Origin of the sequence: Aetokthonos hydrillicola CCALA 1050, from assembly GCF_017591665.1 — a bacterium.
In the GTDB taxonomy this organism is placed as follows: Bacteria; Cyanobacteriota; Cyanobacteriia; order Cyanobacteriales; family Nostocaceae; genus Aetokthonos; species Aetokthonos hydrillicola.
This window is the reverse complement of the sequence record NZ_JAAKGC010000026.1, coordinates 46,149-68,412: the sequence shown is the minus strand read 5'-3', so window position 1 is coordinate 68,412 and position 22,264 is coordinate 46,149. Positions and strand designations below refer to the sequence as shown.

The 22,264-nt window shown below is 41.9% G+C and carries 22 protein-coding genes and 1 pseudogene; 19 read left to right on the top strand and 4 right to left on the bottom strand.

Annotated features, from left to right (window positions below; translation table 11 throughout):
- The 4 genes from G4P69_RS15605 to G4P69_RS15590 form a co-directional block, all read left to right on the top strand.
- Positions 1-287: hypothetical protein (locus tag G4P69_RS15605; RefSeq protein WP_208350535.1), on the top strand; the 287-nt coding region annotated here is incomplete at its 5' end.
- Positions 288-570: 283 nt separating this feature from the next.
- Complete coding sequence (locus G4P69_RS15600) at positions 571-2,880, top strand: contractile injection system tape measure protein (RefSeq protein ID WP_208350534.1); 2,310 nt, start codon at positions 571-573, stop codon at positions 2,878-2,880.
- 47 nt (positions 2,881-2,927) lie between these two features.
- Positions 2,928-4,037, top strand: a complete 1,110-nt coding sequence (locus G4P69_RS15595) for an eCIS core domain-containing protein (protein ID WP_208350533.1) — start codon at positions 2,928-2,930, stop codon at positions 4,035-4,037.
- A gap of 138 nt (positions 4,038-4,175) precedes the next feature.
- Positions 4,176-4,340 carry a hypothetical protein gene (locus G4P69_RS15590; protein ID WP_208350531.1) on the top strand — a complete coding sequence of 55 codons (165 nt, stop codon included), beginning with the start codon at positions 4,176-4,178 and terminating at the stop codon, positions 4,338-4,340.
- 809 nt (positions 4,341-5,149) lie between these two features.
- Here G4P69_RS15590 and G4P69_RS15585 read toward each other — a convergent pair.
- Positions 5,150-6,118: a transposase gene (locus G4P69_RS15585; protein WP_208350529.1), complete on the bottom strand. Its 969-nt coding sequence runs from the start codon at positions 6,116-6,118 to the stop codon at positions 5,150-5,152.
- A 658-nt stretch (positions 6,119-6,776) separates the two neighbouring features.
- Here G4P69_RS15585 and G4P69_RS15580 point away from each other — a divergent pair.
- From G4P69_RS15580 to G4P69_RS15530, 12 genes and pseudogenes are all read left to right on the top strand, one after another.
- A complete protein-coding gene (locus tag G4P69_RS15580; protein WP_208350527.1) occupies positions 6,777-7,034 on the top strand; it encodes a hypothetical protein in 258 nt (85 codons plus the stop codon).
- An 8-nt stretch (positions 7,035-7,042) separates the two neighbouring features.
- Positions 7,043-7,267 carry a hypothetical protein gene (locus G4P69_RS39240; protein ID WP_208346306.1) on the top strand — a complete coding sequence of 75 codons (225 nt, stop codon included), beginning with the start codon at positions 7,043-7,045 and terminating at the stop codon, positions 7,265-7,267.
- Between the two features lie 179 nt (positions 7,268-7,446).
- Positions 7,447-7,977: a Uma2 family endonuclease gene (locus G4P69_RS15575; RefSeq protein WP_208346305.1), complete on the top strand. Its 531-nt coding sequence runs from the start codon at positions 7,447-7,449 to the stop codon at positions 7,975-7,977.
- 61 nt (positions 7,978-8,038) lie between these two features.
- Entirely contained in the window at positions 8,039-9,220 is a 1,182-nt protein-coding gene (locus G4P69_RS15570) for an NHL repeat-containing protein (RefSeq protein WP_208350525.1), read from the top strand.
- Positions 9,210-11,561 carry a carbamoyltransferase HypF gene (gene hypF, locus G4P69_RS15565; protein WP_208350523.1) on the top strand — a complete coding sequence of 784 codons (2,352 nt, stop codon included), beginning with the start codon at positions 9,210-9,212 and terminating at the stop codon, positions 11,559-11,561. The genes G4P69_RS15570 and hypF overlap by 11 nt, the downstream gene beginning before the upstream one ends.
- A gap of 228 nt (positions 11,562-11,789) precedes the next feature.
- A complete protein-coding gene (locus G4P69_RS15560; RefSeq protein ID WP_208346272.1) occupies positions 11,790-12,032 on the top strand; it encodes a HypC/HybG/HupF family hydrogenase formation chaperone in 243 nt (80 codons plus the stop codon).
- Positions 12,029-13,189, top strand: coding sequence for a hydrogenase formation protein HypD (gene hypD / locus G4P69_RS15555; protein WP_208350520.1), 1,161 nt, complete (start codon positions 12,029-12,031; stop codon positions 13,187-13,189). Before G4P69_RS15560 ends, hypD begins: the two co-directional genes overlap by 4 nt.
- Before the next feature lie 105 nt (positions 13,190-13,294).
- Entirely contained in the window at positions 13,295-14,389 is a 1,095-nt protein-coding gene (gene hypE, locus G4P69_RS15550; RefSeq protein ID WP_208350519.1) for a hydrogenase expression/formation protein HypE, read from the top strand.
- Between the two features lie 15 nt (positions 14,390-14,404).
- Positions 14,405-14,746: a hydrogenase maturation nickel metallochaperone HypA gene (gene hypA / locus G4P69_RS15545; protein ID WP_208346472.1), complete on the top strand. Its 342-nt coding sequence runs from the start codon at positions 14,405-14,407 to the stop codon at positions 14,744-14,746.
- Positions 14,737-15,603 (top strand): hydrogenase nickel incorporation protein HypB, encoded by an 867-nt coding sequence (gene hypB / locus G4P69_RS15540; protein WP_208350518.1) that lies wholly within the window; start codon positions 14,737-14,739, stop codon positions 15,601-15,603. Before hypA ends, hypB begins: the two co-directional genes overlap by 10 nt.
- A 288-nt stretch (positions 15,604-15,891) precedes the next feature.
- Positions 15,892-16,152, top strand: coding sequence for a DUF7219 family protein (locus G4P69_RS15535; protein WP_208350516.1), 261 nt, complete (start codon positions 15,892-15,894; stop codon positions 16,150-16,152).
- A gap of 3 nt (positions 16,153-16,155) precedes the next feature.
- Positions 16,156-16,281 (top strand): annotated as a pseudogene (locus G4P69_RS15530) (pentapeptide repeat-containing protein); the annotation flags it as partial.
- Positions 16,282-16,508: 227 nt separating this feature from the next.
- Here the strand turns inward: G4P69_RS15530 and G4P69_RS15525 are convergent.
- Both G4P69_RS15525 and G4P69_RS15520 read right to left on the bottom strand, forming a co-directional pair.
- Positions 16,509-17,495, bottom strand: a complete 987-nt coding sequence (locus G4P69_RS15525) for a PstS family phosphate ABC transporter substrate-binding protein (RefSeq protein ID WP_208345426.1) — start codon at positions 17,493-17,495, stop codon at positions 16,509-16,511.
- Between the two features lie 74 nt (positions 17,496-17,569).
- Positions 17,570-17,890, bottom strand: a complete 321-nt coding sequence (locus G4P69_RS15520; protein ID WP_208345425.1) for a hypothetical protein — start codon at positions 17,888-17,890, stop codon at positions 17,570-17,572.
- Positions 17,891-18,437: 547 nt separating this feature from the next.
- Here G4P69_RS15520 and G4P69_RS15515 point away from each other — a divergent pair.
- The 3 genes from G4P69_RS15515 (at position 18,438) to G4P69_RS15505 (ending at position 21,006) form a co-directional block, all read left to right on the top strand.
- Complete coding sequence (locus tag G4P69_RS15515; protein ID WP_208345424.1) at positions 18,438-19,508, top strand: photosynthetic reaction center family protein; 1,071 nt, start codon at positions 18,438-18,440, stop codon at positions 19,506-19,508.
- A gap of 141 nt (positions 19,509-19,649) precedes the next feature.
- The gene (locus G4P69_RS15510) at positions 19,650-20,672 is read left to right on the top strand and encodes an AI-2E family transporter (protein WP_208350515.1); all 1,023 of its coding nucleotides are present in this window, start codon (positions 19,650-19,652) and stop codon (positions 20,670-20,672) included.
- Between the two features lie 124 nt (positions 20,673-20,796).
- A complete protein-coding gene (locus G4P69_RS15505) occupies positions 20,797-21,006 on the top strand; it encodes a hypothetical protein (protein WP_208350514.1) in 210 nt (69 codons plus the stop codon).
- A gap of 172 nt (positions 21,007-21,178) precedes the next feature.
- Here the strand turns inward: G4P69_RS15505 and G4P69_RS15500 are convergent, their stop codons facing one another.
- Positions 21,179-21,658, bottom strand: a complete 480-nt coding sequence (locus G4P69_RS15500; protein WP_208350513.1) for a response regulator transcription factor — start codon at positions 21,656-21,658, stop codon at positions 21,179-21,181.
- Positions 21,659-22,264: the final 606 nt, after the last annotated feature.

Below are 22,264 nucleotides of genomic sequence, written 5' to 3'. Positions count from 1 at the left end.
GCTTCTGTGCTAATGATGAGCCAGTAGCCCTGATTCCCAAGCTGGCGGGTGGTACATTCCAAGCCAAGGATGAAAAAGGACATCTTTTGGTAGATATCATCCACGACAATCAATTTCACCCCAAAGCGGTAAAACTATGTGATGGTGAAACACACAAGGATATTACCCTAGCGTACACTGTCACCAGCAGCCACGGTTGCATCAATTCCGTTCAGCAGAAAGTGACAATTTATGCCCTCCCAGATGCGGGTTTCCAAGTAGGTAGTCATTTGCAGGGGTTGAATTAGTTAACTATCAACGAGGCTTCACATCAGTGATAATGAGACAGACACCAACACCCCTAAACCATCAACACCCCAGTCTGTTAATCTACTCAACCGCCTGCGTGTGTTATTTCTTATGAGTCTTGAGGGTTGTGCTGATGTCAAAGCCATGAGCCGCAATGAAGAATCTGCGAAAGCCAACTGCTGGGTTTGTTGGGTTTCACTACGTACCCCTACGGGGAAGCAAGCTACAACCCAACCTACGTTTTAACGACTCCCTCACCGAATCCTCATTAGCTACACTGCTATGAACACACAACGCCACATCATTGGACGAACAGTATTAGAAGTCGACACCGGGCAAATAGCTGATGTCTGGAGTTTACAGCAAGACATGAGCAGCTTGCTTCAGCAGCAGGGTGTGCGAGAAATGACACGGCTGTTTGACGAATTGGTGGGGGATGGGTTGGTGGTGCGGCTGGATCGGGTGGTGGTGGATATCGGCTCGATTGATCGGCGATTTTTAGCAGACGAATTTATACATGCTTTGCTAGCTGCTTTACGGGAGACTTTAGGCGATCGCCTAACAGACCGATTGCTAAGTGAAGCCCCTGCCGAAACCATTACCAAAAGCCGCCATGCTGCTGATTGGGAGGTGTTGCTGTACTTTCTGTGCTATGGTCGGTTACCTTGGTGGTGTCCCTACGAACACTGGCAGGACTGGTTATCACGTTGGTCGGCTGCCATGCAAAATAATACTAATTGGCAAGATCCATTGCGGGAATTACTGAGGAATAATTCAGCAGCACAGCAACGTCTAATTGAGCAATTGCCAGAGAATTTCCGCCATGAGTTGATATTGCAATTACAGCCTGCTTGGACAAATTGGCACAGCTTGCTAGCTCAAGCTAAACAAATAATGGAGTCTTTGAGCCTGAGTAATAGCATCCGCCAAGAATTAGAAACCCAGGCTTGGGAATTACTCTTAGCCCAAATCAGCAGCGATAACACATCCCTAACTCCCTTACCAGATGAAACTTGGACTCATAACTGGCTCACCCAACTGGTGCAAAACTGGAGCAGGGGAGCAGGGGGGATAAGTGATGAGTTGGCAGCTGATGTCAATCTCAATCTTAATGCTTGGGAACGATTACGCACTAGTATTGATGGGGTATCTCGTAGCCAAAGAGCCTTGTGGTTAAATGCTTTCAACCAAGTGCTAAATGTGACCGATAAAGGGCAGCAAGTGCGTATGCCTCAACTACCACAAACCCCCCCACAAACAGATTGGCAAGTGTTGCTGTACTTTTTAGAATCGGGCAGATTACCCGACGAGCAAGCATCAACAACTTGGCAAAATTGGTTACAACGCTGGGAAACCCTCAGCGAAACTGAAACCGCTTGGCAAATACCTCTGCGGCAATTACTGAAAAAAAATGTAGCAGCAAGGCAAAGATTTATGACTCAATTCCCCGAAGCCTTGCGCCATCAATTAGTATTGCAATTACAACCTGCTTGGACAAATTGGTATACCTTACTAGCGCAAGCTAAACAAATAATGCTGTCTTTGAACCTGAGTAATAGCAGCTGCCAAGAATTAGAAACCCAGGCTTGGGAATTACTCCTCAGAGAAATCAGTGCAGATAATTCTGCGCTTAATCCCCTACCAGTCGCCAGTTGGATGCGTCACTGGCTCACCCAACTGGTGGAATGTTGGCGCAGAGGCGAAAGCTGGCTTCGACTTCGCTCAGCCAGCGATTGGGAGCAGCGCCTCGACTTCGCTCGGCGTCCGGGAGATGGGGAGCAGGAAATAGGCAATCAGAACCCTCGCCAACACCTGCGTCTGCTCATCACCACGTTACCTATTACCGAAACAACTCTTTGGCTCAATGCTCTAGAGCAACTAGTAACTGCGACATCACCAGATGAGGGCAAAACCTCCACTTTGCCATCTATTCCCCCAGACACAAAGAGGACTACACCCACAGAAGAACCAACCCCACAACAGCAGCCATCGGCAAAACAGGTAGAACGCGGTACTCAAGAAATTACCAATCCCTTGAGCATAGCCCCCAGAAGGGCTAGAGGTTCAACTTTATCGACAGAAGAAGAAAGGGCGGGGCTTTATGTCAACCTAGCCGGAATTGTGCTGTTGCATCCGTTTTTAACTTTCTATCTGGATGCAGTGGGGCTATTAGATGGGGAATCATTCCGGGATGAATTGGCACAGCAAACAGCAATTTACCTGTTGTATTATTTAGCAACCAAGCAAACGGATGCCCCAGAATACGAACTAGTCTTACCCAAACTGCTTTGTGGCTGGCCATTAAATGAGCCTGTTTCCCGTGGCTTAGATTTACCTACAACCACCCTCACAGAAGGCGAAAACCTGTTACAAACGGTGATTAATTACTGGGAAGTTCTCAAAAGCACCAGCAGGGATGGACTGCGAGAGGGATTTTTGCAGCGTGCTGGGAAGCTTACCCAAGGTGATGGAAACTGGAAGCTTCAGGTTGAGCAACAGGCGATCGATATTTTGCTGAGTCGCTTACCTTGGGGACTGAGCATGGTGTCGTTGCCGTGGATGTCGGAGATTATGATTGTGGAATGGCATTAGCATCAACATCGGGAACTCACAACTACTTTTCTGTGGAGGTCAAATCTATGAAAACCAACGAGAACCAATACACCAAAAACCATCAGCCAGGGACACAAAAGCCTTGTTTTATTAGTGCAACGCCAGACATAGCTTTCTTTTCGACCCAAAGGGCAGAGTCTACCCCGTTTTTCCAAGCGTTAGATCACGAGCCATTAGCGATTCAAGCAAAGTTGACCATTGGGGAGCCTGGGTCCAAGTCAGAACAGGAAGCAGATAGGGTTGCAGCCAAGGTTGTAGAACAGATCAATAATCCTTCCAGCGACCAGTCAACCCTTAGGCACAGGGTTCAGCGGCAGTCTGAAATAAAAAAGTTATTGCAGGCAAAAGTTGATATTACAGCACAGCAACACCAGTCCGTGAATAACTCGACACATCAAGCCCAGTCTGATCACCAGCATGTCGAAGCCAATGGGGGAGGGGAAGCAACACCGGATTTGACATCAGCCATCCTAAAAGCCAGAGGAGGTGGACACCCAATCTCCGACCGCATCAGAGCACGGATGGAGCTAGCGTTTGGGGCAGATTTTAGAGGTGTGCGGGTGCATACGGATGCGCTAGCCGACCACTTAAATAGGTCTATACATGCGATGGCGTTTACCAACAGGCGGGATGTGTTCTTTAGGCAGGGGGCGTATAATCCTGGAAGTCTAGGGGGGCTTGAGTTGTTGGCGCATGAGTTGACCCATGTGGTGCAGCAGTCGGACAACAGTGACCAATTGCAAAGACTGCGCCCACCGTCAGTCAGCCAGGTATATGGCCTGAATATGGCAATAGACCTAACGCACACAGCAACGCGCACCCCGCCAACACCGGCAGCGTTCCAAGTTGAAAACTACACAACCGTCATCCAGATATACGACCGTACCATTGGACATGAACACGCATATCCTACACTGTTTATTCGCTCGATGGCGATGTTGTCGGGTCAATTGATCATCGACGGTACTCAGGGATGGGAGGCAGATTTACTGAGATATCATGTAACCAATAAGCTGATAACCCCAAGGGAGTACAGCACGATATTGCACCACCACACCGAGTGGGTACAAACAAACCTGATGGAACTGAGTCAATATCAGTTAGATAATGTCAAGAAACATGGAGGTATGTTATGATCATCAGACCAACGATGCGAGTATAGGGTATATTATTTATTGCACGCCCGCTCTAGATGTGTACGAGCCTGCTCGTGTTGGGTGGGAAGCATGAAATGTAACGCACCTTCATTGTGATAACAACGGTGCGAATCGCTGATGCCAACACACCCAACGCGTGATTTTATGGAAACGGCGAAGTTGGCTCATGAAAGCCATCGCCCCTATGGGAAAGCGATCAATCAGATTTTTTACTTCCCTTACACAGATGCGATCGCATCCCAAGAAATCAACCTTTCCCTGAACCCCACCCTTAACCCATAGCCACCAGCGCCGGACATACATCTCAATGCGGAACTCATCCGCACCCTGCTCATAAAGCCGAGAAACCTTGTCCAGCATCCGTGCAACGGTTTTCATCGCTATCCCTAACCCCAGAGGAGAGAAGAAATACCCTGACATCTTGCACCATTCTCAATTAGCCCGATATCCCGCCCAGAACTGAAGTTCCGGGCTAATAGCGCGCATTCCATTGAAATGGACTGAAATCCTTGAGCAGCCCTCTTGAGAGGACTTTAGCTATCAGCCAGCGATTTAAATCGCTGGCTGGCGGAATGGCTGGCTGACAGCCTAGGTGCAAGATATCAGTTACCAATGTTGGCGGATTTCCCTGCAATACGGTTCGGTTAAGGATAATTGTAGCGACTGTCTTAAAAGTCAAGAGATCGTCAACAGAAAATGAGGGAAAAATAGATTTGAGGGTGTATGGTAGAGGTCGCGTCTAGATCTAGGTGGAGCGCGGCGAGGGGTGAGGCACGCTACGCTTTCCGCCGTCGGACAGCTTTAAGATGGACTGATGCATCTAGGGGGAGTAGGAAACCTGAAACGCCATCTTAAAGCAGCCGCGTCAGAATCCTCACCCCTCTTGGGGTAAGGCTTGAAGAGAGTTGGACTCTCAAAGAGTGCGCTTAAGATCACCTGGACTGGCGGCGATCGCCTCGTAAAGGGTTGGCGTTGATTGAGATGAAAATATACACACGCTTTGCGAGCGCGAGTCGCGTAGGCGTAGCCCGCCTTTGGTATCGCCCAGGAAAACATTTTTGTTCAGGGCAGGGGAAAGTATAAAAATAGACTTATGACATTGTGGTGACAATTAGTTGTGAGTTGTCAGTTTTGCGCCAAGGCAAATTATCACGAACCATAGCATTTAAAATGACTAACATTTTATGAACGCAAGCAGTGAGAGCAAGTTTTTTAGATTTACCACGTTCAACAAGGCGCTGATAAAAAGCTTTGATTAGAGGATTATGGCGTATAGCAACAACAGCACCCATATAAAGAGTGGCACGAACATGAGCGCGACCACCATTAATCATACGCTTACCTTTGTGTTGACCACTATCGTGATTAATAGGTGCAACGCCAACTAAACGAGAGATTTGTTTAGCAGTTAACTTTCCCAATTCGGGTAAATCAGAAACCAGAGTTGTTGAAATAACAGGACCAATACCTGGTGTAGTTTTGAGTAAGTTAACTTTATCTATCCACTGCTGATTGTTTTGAGTCAATTGCTCAATCTCGGAATTAATTTGTTCGAGACGTTTATCCAGGTATTCAATATGTTCTTCAATATCAACTAATGCTCTGCCACGAGCGCGTGAACGACGATTTTTTTCAGCTGTTTGCATCTCGACTAATTGTCTTCTACGGCTGATTAATTCGCCTAATTGGCGAGCCGATTCTGATTCAATTGCTAACACAGTTGGCTTCATTGCTTCGCCAAAGTGTGCCAAAGTTTGTGCATCAATCGCATCAGTTTTAGCCAGTCTACCCGTAGCCTTCGCAAAATCTCTTCCTTGCCGTGGGTTGATTAGTGCTACTGGTAACAGTGCTGCCTGTAATTGAATTATTAGTTCTGTTTCTAATCCTCCTGTTGCTTCGAGTACAATTAGATTTATATTATATGATCTAAGTTGCTCAATTAGATTTATAATCTCTAATTCTGTGTTTCCTACTTTCAGCGCTTTGCCTATTGGACGGATATAAACATCCAACGTCGCTTTACTAACATCAATCCCTACCCATTGACTTGAATTCTCCATTTTTCAGTCTCACCCAATTATAAGTATCTTCTGTTTTCATCCCCTTGATTGCACTCATCCTTGCCCGATACGGGCTGTATTCTTTAAGTCTTACTACTTAAATTTTTGCCCCTGGCGACTGTTCGAGTTCTGTCAACGAGATTATTGTAGTGACCCATGCTACAAAACGGTCTATTATGACCTAGGTTGGGACGGTCTACTACTCTTTCTAAGATACAAGGTTGGGTTGAACGTAGTGAAACCCAACAAAATCCTAAAAATGTTGGGTTTCGTTCCTCAACCCAACCTACGCAATTTTGGCTTTAGGCTTTAACCGAACCGTATTGGATTTCCCTGCGCTTACCCACGTAATGGCAATGACTCGTAGGCAAAGCTAACCAATATTTAGCTGGAAATGTTCTTTAATAACAGATATTATTTATTGAAATAGTAATAATTTAGTATTCATCAATTGATGAATCTATTATTCTTTATATAGAAGTTCTATCTAATTTATCCCCCTCAGAAACCTTATTTCGTCTAGAAAAAAGGTTTTTCTCCCTTGCAGATGGCTGTATAGATTAAAGCAATAACTCGTTTTTGTACCTTAGTATGACCAATTTTTTAATGAATAATTAATCATTCGTAATTAACAACGAAAGTCAAGGAAAAAAAGAAAATGGCAGACATTTCCAACTTAAACGATTTGTTCACCAGTTTAGTGGTTGGTGACATTAACTTAATTACCGGATTCGTGTGGCTATTAATAGCAATTGTCTTATCTATGGTCGGTGGTGCTGTTGGTGGTGTGTTATTAGCTAGCAAAGATATCGGTTATGAATTTTCTGCCATGCTTGGTGGATTATTAGCTCCCGCTGGTGCAATTCCAGCAATAGTTTTTGGACTGTTCGTATTAAAGTTATTAACAAATTTATAGGAGGAATGATGTTAGAGTTAGGATGGTTTTCCGCTAAGTTATTTTTCAAAGGAAAGCTTATAAGGGAACCAAGACATTTTGTGCAACAAACCGCTATTGGGACTACCATAGGTTCATTACTACTAATATCAATTGTATTAGTAAAATTTCCTCTATGGTTATCAGTAGTAACATCCAGCTTAGTCACCGGCTTAAGTATGCCATTTCTCCTTAAAGATTTTAAAATGAAGTAACCCTTATAAGAGGTGCCTTACGCTATCGTTCGCATGTCTTATGCTTTGCGCTCTTTGCGTTTCCCCTTGGGCGAAGAGCGCACCCTACTTGTTAATTTTTCATAAAAAAACACTAAATATAGAAATATAATTTCGATAGTGAGGTGTTTATAAACTGCCAAAATCTCTTGGTAAAGCCCATGAAGTCAGTTTCAAAGATACCTTTAGCGGAGTTTCTCTCTCAACCTAACATTGAGGCTTCCCCTGCATGGGAGTTAATTAACGGGCAAGTGCTGGAAAAACCAATGCCAACCCTTTTCCACTCGCGGTTACAACGCAATTTAGTGAACTACATAAATAGTCACACTGATCAGTTTGAAGCCGTGCAAGAACTGCGCTGTATTGTACCACCCTACTCCCCAGTTCCTGATATTTCCATTATTGCTTGCGATCGCCTTCATGATCAAGATGATCCTTTTGAGAGAGCACCTGACTGGTTAATTGAAATTCACTCTCCTGATCAAAGTACCCTAGACTTGCAAAACAAAATTCTCCACTGTCTCAGTAACGGAACGCAATTAGCTTGGCTAATAGATATAACTCGCCAACGGATTTGGGTATGGTTAAAAGATGATCTACCAATGGTTTGTTTGGCTGAAGATACTTTACCATCTTTAGGAGATTTGCCCGAGCTTACGGTTAACGCGGTAATGGCTATGACTCGTAGGTAAAGCTAAGCAAATAAATAAAACCGGATTCATACAATTCCGAGCCCTCAACTATCTGCAACCAATGAACACCCCAGTTAAAATAACTCCTCAAAAATCACCGTTCTCACCTCAAGGTGCGGAAGTGATTTTAGGAAGAATTATTGAACCGGAAAAATTAGTGATTCCTGTCACACCAAGTAGGATAGATATGTTTGGCCCTCGTGCGGTATGTTTAATATCTGAGACAGGACCATTATGGGTGTCAGATACAGGACATCATCGTTTATTGGGATGGCGAAATTTACCGACTACAGATAGTCAACCTGCTGATTGGGTTATCGGACAACCTGATTTTAACCATGAAGGACAAAATGCCAAAAGTGTACCAGGAAGAACAACTTTCAATGTACCAACAGGAATTTGTGCTTGTGGGGAGGGTTTAGCGGTAGCTGATGCTTGGAATCACCGAGTTCTGATTTGGAAAAAATTACCCGAAGATAGCAACGTTCCAGCAGATCTAGTTTTAGGACAAGCTGATTTTACTGCCAATGAACCGAATAGAGGAAACTTAGAAGCAGCCGCCAATACTTTAAACTGGTGTTATGGTGTTTTTTATCATCAAGGAAAATTATTTGTTGCTGATACAGGAAACCGCAGGGTATTGATTTGGCATCAACTACCTCAAAAAAATGGTCAAGAAGCGGATTTAGTCTTAGGACAACCAGATATGCGATCGCGCAACGAAAATGGAGGTGGTACTCCTTCCGCATCCAGTATGCGTTGGTGTCACGATATCACCATTTGGGGAGAAAATCTAGTTGTCACTGATGCGGGTAATAACCGTGTAATGATTTGGCAAGGAATCCCAACAGAAAATAATGCACCTTGTAAAGTGGTATTAGGACAAAAGAATTTTGTTTCTGTCGAAATCAACCAAGGAGTTTATTTTCCTAATGCAACTAGCTTAAGTATGCCTTATGGAGTAACGGCGGCTAGTGATTGGCTGGTGGTTGCTGATACCGCGAACTCTCGATTGTTAAGCTGGAAGAAGCCAGAATCAATTTTATCTTTACAAAATGCCGAAAGTAAAGCCCTAGTAGGACAAATAAATTTTCAAAGTAAAAGTGAAAACCGCGATTTTGGAATGCCAACACGAGACAGCTTGAATTGGTGTTACGGTATAAAAATATGTGGAAAAATAGCAGTAATAGCGGACTCTGGTAATAACCGAATTTTGCTGTGGCGGTTCAACTATGACGAGTGAAGAAATTAGAGTTTGTGGTACTGTTCAAGGAGTGGGATTTCGTCCTACAGTGTACCGTATAGCAAAAGCCTGCGGGTTACGGGGAGAAGTTTGTAACGACGGACAAGGAGTCTTAATTCGAGCATGTGGTAGTGAAGCATCTTTGGAAGAATTTTTTCAAAGGTTGCAGCAAGAATGTCCACCATTAGCAAGAATTCACGAAATCACACGCAGGCGTTACGAAGGTGAATTTACCTTCAAGGATTTTACAATTTCCAGTAGTATTAATAGTACGGTAAAAACAGAAATTGTTCCCGACGCAGCGACTTGTCCCCAATGTAAAGCAGAAATCTTTGACCCCTTTAGCCGTTGGTATCGCTATCCCTTCACTAATTGTACTCACTGTGGTCCTCGCCTAAGTATTATTCGTGCAATTCCATATGATCGGCAAAACACCAGCATGGCTACTTTTACCATGTGTCCAGATTGCGCGAAAGAATACAAAGATGTAGAAAACAGACGATTTCACGCCCAACCGATAGCATGTCACATTTGTGGACCAAACGCGACTTTAGAACGTGCGGATGGTAAACCGATCACAGCTTCTATGTTCTCGATGCTAGATGATGTGGATGCTGTTTGTACCTTGTTGCAAAGAGGCGAAATTGTCGCCATTAAAGGTTTGGGCGGAATTCATCTTGCTTGTGATGCGACACAAGAAACTACTGTGCAAAAATTGCGTCAACGCAAACGCCGATACCGCAAACCCTTCGCTTTAATGGCGCGCAACATAGCAATTATTGAAGAATATTGCGTCGTCAACGCTAAGGAAAGAGAACTACTAGAAAGTTCCGCCGCGCCGATAGTGTTATTGCACCAGCGAGATGAAAACCCTATCAAAAATTCCATCGCGCCATCAGTTGCACCAGGGCAAAATACCCTCGGCTTTATGCTACCTTACACGCCCTTGCATCACCTCATTCTCAAACGAATGAATCGCCCGATTGTCCTCACAAGTGGTAATCTGTCTGATGAACCGCAATGTATTGATAACGACGAAGCGCGTGAGAAATTAGGAAAAATTGCTGATTATTTTCTTTTGCACGATCGCGCGATCGCCAACCGGGTTGATGATTCGGTGGTACGAGTGATAGGCGATAAAGTACAAACAGTTCGCCGCGCTAGAGGATACGCACCAGCACCTATCAATTTACCGCCTGGGTTTAACAAGACTCCCCAGATTTTAGCAATGGGCGGTGAGTTGAAAAATACTTTTTGTTTATTGCGAGATGGACAAGCATTTATTTCTCAGCATTTAGGAGACTTAGAAAATGCGGCTGCTTTTAAAGCTTATCAGGATACGCTAAATTTATACTTAAATTTATTTGAGCATCAACCAGAGGCGATAGCCATTGACCTTCATCCCGAATATCTATCAACAAAATTCGGTAAAGAATTAGCAGCTAGCTCTAGTCTGGCATTATACCATATCCAGCACCATCACGCCCATATAGCCGCTTGCATGGCAGAAAATGGCATACCTCTCAATTCACCACCTGTTTTAGGAATCGCTTTAGATGGATTAGGCTACGGTGAAGATGGAACATTATGGGGTGGAGAATTTCTTTTAACAGACTACCGATCTTTTAAGCGATTGGCAACATTTAAGCCAGTGGCAATGATTGGAGGAATACAAGCAATTAAAGAACCTTGGCGGAACACTTATGCTCAATTAATCTCAGCTTTTACTTGGGAAGATTTACAGAATAAATATTCTGGTTTAGATCTGTTGAAATTTCTACAACAAAAACCAATTAACCTTATTAATCAGATTATAGCAAAAAAAATCAACTCTCCCCTAACTTCATCGGTTGGACGATTATTTGATGCTGTAGCTGCTGCTATCGGTATTTGCCCTGAAGAATCTAGCTATGAGGGGCAAGCAGCAATTGAAATGGAAGCCATAGTCGAGCAAAGTATCTTTAATTCTTATAAAGAAACGCTAATTTATCCTTTTAATATTGAGATATACGATAGCATTTACTGTATAGACTCACACCCTATGTGGGAAGATTTACTCGATGACTTACAGCAGCAAATTACTCAACCGATCATAGCTGCTAAATTTCATCAAAGTTTGGCAGTTTATATTGTAAAAATGGCACAGCATCTTTGTCAAGAACATGCTATAAATCAGGTAGTTCTGACGGGAGGAGTTTTTCAAAATTGTATTTTATTAGAGCAAGTCAAGATTCGCTTACAAGCTTTAGGACTCAACGTACTGACTCACAGCTTAGTTCCAGCTAATGATGGCGGTTTATCACTAGGACAAGCTATTATTGCAGCTGCTCAATTAACGTAATCGTCTAAGGGAGCATCCCAAATGTGCAAAAACCTTGATAGCCCTCCTCCCCTAACCCCTTCTCCCAAGATTGGGAGAAGGGGAACTAGAATTATTTCTCCCCTCTCCCATATTTGGGAGAGGGGCTAGGGGTGAGGGTACAAAGGTTTCGGACACCTATTAGGATGCTCCGATTTTTACTTCTGACTCCTTAACTTATTAGTTCTGTATTTTTTTCTAAAAAATAAAATGTGCTTAGGAATTCCCGGTCAAATTATAGAAATAACGGATATTCAAAACAAACTAGCCGTCGTCGATATAGGTGGTGTGAAGCGTCAAGTTAATATAGCTTGTATCGTTGACGAACAGCATCCCCCCGAGGCTTGTGTTGGTGATTGGGTATTAGTCCATGTCGGCTTTGCTATGAATCGCATTAACGAACAAGAAGCAGCTGAAACATTACAGTTATTGCAAGAGATAGCTAATATATGAAATACGTTGATGAATTCCGCGAACCAGAAAAAGCTAAAGCTATACTCCGTGAGATAGAAAAATTAAGTACGCTTTCTCTTAAAAATCATAATGCCCCTATTAAAATAATGGAGGTATGCGGTGGTCATACCCATTCTATTTTTAAATATGGTATCGAAGAAATTTTACCAGATGTTGTAGAACTGATTCATGGTCCTGGCTGCCCTGTTTGTGTGATGCCAAAAGGGAGATTAGATGACGCGATCGCCATCTCTCAAAATTCCAACGTCATCTTCGCGACATTTGGCGATGCAATGCGGGTTCCTGGTTCCACAACCAGCTTACTGCAAGCCAAAGCACAAGGCGCAGATATTCGCATGGTTTACTCCCCCCTAGATAGCCTGCAAATTGCTAGAGACAACCCTAAAAAAGAAGTTGTTTTTTTTGCTTTAGGCTTTGAAACAACCGCCCCCAGTACAGCTTTTACTATCCTACAAGCAGAATCGGAAAAACTCAATAACTTCAGTATGTTTTGTAATCACGTCCTCGTGATTCCTGCACTTAAAGCACTACTAAATAATCCTGATCTTCAACTCGATGGATTTATTGGCCCTGGTCATGTCAGCATGGTTATTGGTACTGACCCTTATAAGTTTATTTCCGAGCAATATCATAAACCAATTGTTGTTTCAGGATTTGAACCTTTAGATATTTTACAATCCATTTGGATGTTATTACAGCAGCTAGTAGAAAATCGTTGTGAAGTAGAAAACCAATATAACCGAGTTGTACAAGAAGCAGGAAATCGTGTCGCGCTTACAGCCATAAACAAAGTTTTTACGGTGCGAGAAAACTTTGCTTGGCGTGGTTTAGGTGATATACCAGAATCAGGATTTAAAATTCGACCAGAATATGCCCAATTTGATGCAGAACTAAAATTTACCATTCCTAATCAGAAAATTGCTGACCATAAAGCTTGTAAATGTGGCGAAATCCTCAAAGGAGTCATGAAACCTTGGCAATGTAAAGTATTTGGTACAGCTTGCACCCCACAAACACCTATTGGTGCTTGCATGGTATCTTCTGAAGGTGCTTGTGCAGCTTACTATAAATACGGCCAGTCGCGTCGCTCCAAGTCAAAAGTCAAAAGTCAAAAGTCAAAAGTAACAACCCCATAAATAAACTCAGCGGCTTGAAATATGGGCGTAGTATTTCATCTTCCATAAATAAATTTACTTGCTCTGTATCCCTTTTTTGCATCGGTTAGGAGTCAGAATTCAGGAATGGCAGTCCACAATAATAACCCAATAGAGCATCCTTTATTTTCAAAAAATCGCAACCGACGAAATAAAGTGCAAGATACTCACATCACTCTTGCGCATGGTAGCGGTGGTAAAGCAATGCGCGATTTAATTGATGATATTTTTGTCAATACTTTTGATAATCCTATTCTCTCTCAACTAGAAGACCAAGCAAGTTTTAATTTAGCAAGTCTCATGCAACAAGGAGACAGACTTGCTTTTACTACTGACTCCTATGTTGTCGACCCTTTATTTTTTCCGGGTGGTAATATAGGGGAATTAGCTGTAAATGGAACAGTCAATGATTTAGCTGTGAGTGGTGCTAAACCTCTCTACCTTAGTTGTAGCGTAATTTTAGAAGAAGGGCTTGCTGTAGACACTTTGCGACAAGTTGCTGAAAGTATGCAAGCCGCAGCCAAAAAAGCAGGTGTCCAAATTATTACGGGTGACACAAAAGTTGTGCATCGAGGCGCAGCAGATAAATTATTTATTAATACCACTGGTATAGGAGTTATACCACCAGGAGTTAACATTTCTGCCCAGAATATTCAACCTGGAGATGCCATCATTCTCAATGGCGAGATAGGTAATCATGGCACAGCTATTTTAATTGCCCGTGGAGAACTGGCATTAGAAACTAATATAGAAAGTGATTGTCAGCCGTTAAATAGTCTAGTGGAAACTATCCTCAGTGTGTGTCCTGATATTCACGCTATGCGAGATGCCACACGAGGTGGTTTAGCCACAGTATTAAATGAATTTGCCATTAGTTCTAATGTAGGGATTCGCCTTGATGAGCAGTCTATACCAATTCGGGAACAAGTCAAGGGTGTTTGCGAAATTCTTGGTTTAGATCCATTATATTTGGCTAACGAAGGCAAGCTAGTTGTGGTAGTTGGACGTGAAAATGCCGAAACCGTTTTATCAGCGATGAAATCTCACCCATCTGGAAAAAATGCTTGTATAATCGGCGAAGCACTTTCCTCTCCTCCTGGTGTAGTTTTATTAAAAACAACGTTTGGTGCTGAACGCATCCTCGATATGCTTGTTGGCGAACAGTTACCACGAATTTGTTAAATATCTTCTTAGCTTATGCACGAACTAGGAATTACTCAAAATATTGTAGCGATCGTCGCTGAACATGCTAAAGGGGTAAAAGTCAAACGAGTCTTATTAGAAATTGGTCAGCTTTCAGCAATTATGCCAGATGCGATACGATTTTGTTTTGATATTTGCGCTCAAGGCACAGTTTTAGAAGGTGCAACACTAGAAATTCTAGAAACTCCAGGTTTAGGGCAATGTCGTAAATGCAGTAAAAAAATTGCTTTAAAGCAGCCTTTTGGTATTTGTGACTGCGGCAGCACTCAACTTGATTTAATAGCTGGTCAAGAACTTAAAATTAAAGAAATAGAAATAGAAGAAATATGTGTGTAACCTGCGGTTGTTCTGATAATGGTGAAACTAAAATTGCTAATCTTGACACTAATCAAGCCATAGCAATAAATACTCAAGGTCATACTAATGACCACGAACACACTCATACTCACGCGTTACCAGATGGTACTGTAATTACTCATTCCCATAGCCATGATTCTATAACTGAAGCATCTCATGTTCATGCAAAAATACATAGCACGACTATATCTTTAGAGCAAGATATTTTAGCGAAAAACAACCTAATCGCAGCCCAAAATCGTGGATGGTTTAAAGGTCGAAATATCCTCGCCTTAAATTTAATGAGTTCTCCAGGATCAGGAAAAACAACTTTCTTAACAAGAACTATTAATGATTTAAAGCATCAATTATCTATTAGTGTTATTGAAGGCGACCAAGAAACTAGTAACGATGCACAAAAAATTCAAGAAACAGGCTGCAAAGTTGTGCAAATAAACACTGGGACAGGATGTCATCTCGATGCAGCAATGGTAGAACGGGGATTGCAAGAACTCAAACCCCCGCTAAACTCGGTGGTAATGATTGAGAATGTTGGTAATTTGGTTTGTCCAGCTTTATTTGATTTGGGAGAACAAGCAAAAGTCGTGATTCTCTCAGTTACAGAGGGAGATGATAAGCCAATCAAATACCCCCATATGTTCCGTGCTAGTGAGATTATGGTGCTCACCAAAATTGATTTGCTACCTTACGTGCAATTTGACGTTCAACGCTGCATAGAATATGCTCAGCAGGTTAATCCTCAAATTAAGATTTTTCAGGTTTCTGCTCTTACGGGAGTTGGGTTACAGAATTGGTACGGGTGGATAAAACAAAAAGTGGCAAGTTTTGTATCTTAACTGGGGGTTGTCCGGAATCGAGGAAATTGGTGTTGTAGTTCTATCCATAACTGATTAATTTAAAAATCACTATAATTAACCACAGGCCATACTGTTTCGACAGTATGGCCTTATATTTTAAGAAATCTTTACATTTTTATACAATATCGCCAAGGATGTATTGGTTAGCGCTGAAGAGCCATAAAGATTCCTGTTAATCCCTAAATCTTAGTATAATATGTATAATCATTAAGTTAAGTTATGGTTAACTAATGGTTAACAAAAGATTAATAAGAGGATGGGAAACAATTGGAACAGGATAATCCCGTAGATAGAGACGGTTTTTTCTTACCTCGTGCTCAATACCATGGTCAATTGACGCCTCAGAACCTGGTATTTAACGCCAATCTTCAAGAATTTAGTCAAAAAGTTAGCTATATTTCTGCGCTAGAAACTTCTGGTAAAATCTCCCCTGATGAAGCTTACAGGAATATTAAGGCACTTTGGAAACAATTTAAAAGTAGTACAAAAGAACTTGGTATTAATAGAAATCCGCCAGAGGCGCTCTAGAATATGTGCCAAGACTTTTCTTACCAAAATTTGCAAGGATGTTCTTTTTCTGGTCTTGATCTTACAGGGGCAAATTTTAGCCACGCAGATATCCGAGGGGCAAAGTTTACTAATACCATTTTGAGAGGTGCTAATTTCAGCTATGCCTGGACTGGATTGCCACCTCGATGGCGGATTGCTTCAGTTTCTCCGGATTGACGCACAGTAGCGATCGCTTGCTCAATTACCCCTTGCAGTTCCACTGGCTCAAAATTCAACAATAGGAGTATCTACTGCCTGTAAATTCAATAATTGTAGCTCATGCTGTTGGACTTTTTTGACGAGGGACCACCGAAGATGATCGGCACTAGCAAACTTCATCGGAGACTCACAAAGCCAGCCTTTTTAATTAATTCCTGACCCTGAGCGGTGAGCAGTAATTGAGCATAGGCAACGCCTGCTTGTTGATCAACTTGATTATTTTGTTTTACAACCACGGATAACCGGCGGCTCAGGGGATACTGACCACTTAAAAAAGCTTCGGTGTTGACTTGGTTCCGCTTTTGTGGACACTCTGAAAGTGGGACAAAAGGCAGTTTATAAGGAGGAACAAATTCATTCACGTTTCGGCCTAGTGGCAACGGTTTAACGTGACACTGGGAAACGACTAATGGTGCTGAGGTGTAGTAAATACCTCCTGGAGTCGCTGCCACTAGCCGCAGCGCTTCGGTTGTTGTTGGAATCAATTTTACAGCAGGGTTAGTGTCCCGATCTTTTTTACCGTAGGGTATAATTTTTAGGTTGGGGCCACCGACAGCACTCCAGTTGGTAATCTTGCCTGCGTAAATACTGTTGAATTGCTCTACTGTCAGACCTTTTATATTTAAACTTGGGTTGACAGCGATCGCAACACCATCAATTGCCACTGGTATTTCTTGAAGGGAAAAACCAAGCTTTTGAGCCTGCTGATATGCGTCATCTGCGATCGGCACAGAGGTTTGAGAAAATGACAGTTGATTATCTAATAACATGCGGACACCTGTCACAGAACTAGGTGCACCGCGATCAGGGTCAGTGTAGCGTAAACGAAAGTTAGGGTATACGCTCTCAATAACCGGGTCCACTTCTTTGCGGATGGATACCCAGGTTGTGCTGCCACCATAATTAAACACCCCAGAGGGAACATTCTGCACCTGTGAAAAGCTTTTGAGGTTAGACTGCTCTGGCGACGATAATCGATTGTTAGTTAAACGCCCCAAATCAACGCCAGAGCTTTTCATCAACCACCAAGCACCGGCTCCCACTAATCCCAGTGTAAGGAGTGTAGCCAAAACCAGAACAGCCGTTTCGTTTTTCTGGGACATAGATAGACAGCTTCTAACCTGCACAAAAGATTAAAGAACTTTTCCACCATACTATCAAGCTTGAACTCCCGATGCTATTGATAATATCTGTCGTGCCTCATAAAAGGATTCCGTTCTTGGAGAATATAATCGCAGCGCCATTGGTGATGAAAGTGAACGCGGTGAATACATCTGTTGTAACGTGCCCACCGTCTCCTTTCCCATGATTCTGCCAAGTATTTGGGCGTAGGATAAGGACGATAATCGCGACTAATTTGCGCTACAGTGTTTTCCCTATCTGTGCTGACGTTCACTAAGCTTTGCACGCCTTGAACTCGACCGGCAGTACCTAAGATGCTAGCTAATACTGCTATGCTAGCAATACAAGAAGTCAAAAGCTTTTTATTGATCGACATAATCTCACCTCCCTTGATGGGATATGAGAGAACTTGTCTTCTTCATATCTCTAATTTTAATGTTAAAAGATAACTATGAGGAACTTGTGAGAATTTTTGATAGAATTTCGTTTTTAAGTAGTAACAAACAAAATTTACATTTCTTAATTTTAATTTAAGGAAAGTTCCTGTTTTTTGTTCTCTATTAACTCTTCAGTACTAGTCAATGAAATGAATTAGCAAGCGAACAGAGTTAAAATTGTCTTGCATAATTAGTATTATCAAAAATAATATTGTTGTTATTCAAACAATCAGTCTAAAAAAGTCGTATAAAAGCTCTTTATTCGTTACTAATTGTTGAATATTTCTGTCAAAACTCTCAAATAAAGACTTTCATTAAAAGTTTATTATGCCTCAGAAATTCATCAAATTTTCAGCCTAACTTTAAAGTATGCCTTGACATACTTTATTAGCAGTCTCTAATTGATTGGCTCTCTCTCCATCGTACTTTGTATAAAACAAGAGTGCCAAATAATCAAAGGAGATAACATATAGGAGGAATATTACGATGAGTAGCATCGTTCAACGTCGGAAGGAATTTGATTTCTTCAAGATGTGGGATAGTTTTTGCGCGTGGATTACCAGCACTGATAATCGCATTTATATAGGCTGGTTTGGCGTTCTGATGATTCCTACCTTGCTAGTTGCAACCATTTGTTTCATCCTGGCTTTTATCGCAGCTCCCAGTGTAGACATGGATGGCATTCGAGAGCCAGTAATGGGTTCTCTTCTAGATGGCAACAATTTGATTACAGCTGCTGTTGTGCCAACCTCAGCTGCGATCGGTCTGCACTTATACCCAATTTGGGAGGCAGCTTCTATCGATGAATGGCTATATAATGGTGGCCCTTACCAGTTAATTGTGCTGCATTTTCTTATCGGTATTTGGTGCTATTTGGGTCGACTTTGGGAGTTAAGCTATCGCTTGGGTTTACGTCCTTGGATCGCTGTTGCTTTTTCTGCACCGGCTGCTGCTGCAACCGCAGTTTTGCTGATTTACCCCATCGGTCAAGGTAGCTTTTCTGATGGTCTTCCTTTGGGAATTGCAGGTACTTTCCATTTTATGATGGCATTTCAGGCAGATCACAATGTCTTAATGCATCCATTTCACATGTTAGGGGTTGCTGGAGTATTTGGCGGCGCACTCTTGAGTGTCTTACATGGATCTCTAGTCACCTCAACATTCATTCGGAAACCCGGTGATGATGAATTAATTAACGCTAAGTATAAGTTTGGTCAACCTGATGTGACATACAACTTCTTGGCAGGACACTATGGTTTCTTAGGACGTTTGCTAATTCCTACTTTCGCTAGCCAGAACCATCGCACTTTCCATTTACTTTTAGTCGCCTTGCCAACCATAGGTATTTGGTTCGCGGCGCTCGGTGTGGGTGTAATGGCATTTAATTTGAATGGGTTTAACTTTCACCATTCCATCTTAGATAGCCAAGGTGCAGTGATTAGCACAATGGCAGATTTGCTGAATCGAGCCAGCCTTGGAATTCAAGCAATGCATGCTCCTAACACTCATAATTTCCCTCTTGTCCTTTCTAGTGGTGGATCTATTTCAATCAGTTAATCAATATTCTCATCTACACTTGAGTAAGATTTGATTTGCCTTAGCCCTTCAATTTGGGGGCTAGGCTCTCTTTTTTATGTAATGTCTATTTGTTTTAAATGTTATCCTAGCTGGGAGGAGACACCGAAAGGAGTGGGGTTTGTGAGAAATGGAAAATGGATTGGCTATTTTGCTTTAGCAATTTCACTCTACATTCTTTGGCAAATACACCAAGTGCTGTTATTGGTATTTATGGCAGTGGTGTTTGCAACAGCGTTAAACAGTTTCGTTCGACGTCTTGAGCGGTCTGGAGTTAAACGAGGTATCGGTATAGCTTTCTCTCTAGGATGCCTTGCAGTTTTTATCGTTATTTTTATCGGGGTAATTATACCACCTTTTGTAGATCAATTTCAACAAATTATTCAACTCATACCCAAAGGATTGGATAAGTTACAGGTATGGTTTCAATATCTCCAAACTCGAATGCCATGGTCATCGAAGTACATTCCGGGCTTAGAGAATTTACTCGAACAACTTCAACCATCTACTGTCCAGCTGGCAAGCAGATTTTTTGCTTTTTTTTCCAATATTCTAGCGGTTACTTTAAATCTACTGCTTGTATTAGTTTTAACAGTTATGTTTTTGATTAATCCTTTGCCTTACCGCCAGGGATTTATCCAACTATTTCCTGGTTTTTATCGCAGGCGGGTTGATGAAATCCTTTGTCGATGCGAAGTGGCACTGGTTAGCTGGATCACTGGCATTTTAATCAATATGCTGGTTATTGGAGTTGTGAGTGGGATTGCTTTATGGATTTTAGGAGTACCGCTGGTATTCGCAAATGCGCTACTGGCAGGATTGTTAGAAGCAATTCCTAATGTGGGACCAACTTTAAGTGTTATTCCACCAATGGCGATCGCGCTCCTCGATAACCCTTGGAAAGCTGGAGCAGTTTTGATTGCATATATTGTTATCCAGCAACTTGAACAATACTTGCTAGTACCTTTTGTTATGTCAAAGCAGCTATCTCTATTGCCAGTTGTTACGCTGATATCTCAAGTCATTTTCGCGATATTTTTTGGTTTCTTAGGTTTGTTTCTAGCAATTCCACTAGTGATTGTAGGTTTAATTTGGATACAGGAAGTCTTAATTAAAGATGTGCTTGATCGTTGGCAAGCGAATTGAAATATTTATTTACATTTTGATAACAGCTTTTCCTCACAAGTTCCTCAAATTGTTATCCTAATATGACATTAGAACCAGCAAGGTAGTCTTCCTTATCAACGATGAAACAAGGGAGAATTGGAAAATGAATGAAAAAGCATACATTCTGATCTCGGCGACTGTTTTTGCATCAGTGGCTATACTGCATATTGCGAGACTCGTTAATCATTGGACACTTCAAATTGGCGCTGTTAGTGTTCCGTTGTGGGGATCTTGGTTAGGACTTGTAATCGGTGTGTTGTTGAGTGTTTGGGCTTTCCGCTTAATGACTCAATTGAGTGGTAGCCGTGTATAATTATTCTTGCTTGTCAGAAGAGGCTTGAAGCCTTGAATCAAGCTAAAATGGGACTATTCTGAATTCAGAACAGCCCCATTCGTGTTAAGTAAGTGAACGTTACAAAACTAAAGAACTTATGAACAAGATGAATCTTGCTAAAGTTTTTACAAAACTCAGAATATAGTTGGTTTTATTGTGCGGACTTACTTAATCGATGAATCAGAGGTGCACATTGATAAACCATCGCTGCACGACTATCTACATCAAGTTTAATAAAGATGCGACGTAGATGAGCAGAAACGGTTGATTCACTAATATGGAGTTGCTTTGCAACTTGCTTATTTGACCAACCTAATGCAACTAATGCAGCAACTTGTAGTTCTCGACCTGTTAAACGACTAGTGAGTGTAGAATCTATAACTTCTGAAGGATTGGGCGTATGGATAACTGCGTAAGGATGCCCCTTGAATTCAAAAGATCCTAAAACTGGTAAGGATTTTTTAGAATTAGATGTAGCGGAGATAGATTTGTTATTCTTATCTGTATATTCAGAAAGCGGAATGATTAAAAAACGAGAGTTATCGATATAAAACTCGCTAACAGTACTAAAGTCAGAAGTTTGGTTTGGTTCTTTGGTATCTGATGAAACTGATCTGATGCTTGTTTGCATGATGATCCCCTGGGAAATAATTGCTCAAAAAGATTGAGCTTTTTCAACACAAGTAGCTTTTAAGAAAAATTGATGCTTAACTAAGGTTACTTTATCTAATTAAATGGTAAAGTTACTCGAATTATTGTTACAACATTTTCAAGAAATCTATGTTTAGTTCGATTACAAAACCGATAAGATTGTAATCATCACTAGCACAAAAAAGCAGTCATCAAGATAAAACTCTTATGCTGCAAGCTTTGTACTTATTGTAGATGCTAACTTAGTTTGTGCCAACCTGTACAGGAAGCAGCACATTGGATACCCAGTTCTGGAAGAAGGGGATCTTCTGCACCAGTCTGGTAACTCCAGTGTTGCAATGTTATAAAGCTTTACGGTCATAACTGTGCTTACTGGGTAACTTATAGACTACAAAGAAGGGCGCTTTCCACAAGATAGCGACTCCTTGACAGTAGTCGTATCAGTATCCGCGCAAGTTTTACGACACGACAATGAGGTATTTGCATCACATGTACAAATTACAATCGGTTTTCAACTGAGTTAGATAATACCGATTAATTGTGAGGAAAATGTGAGGTTGGATAGGATAAATCCAGATTATCTAGT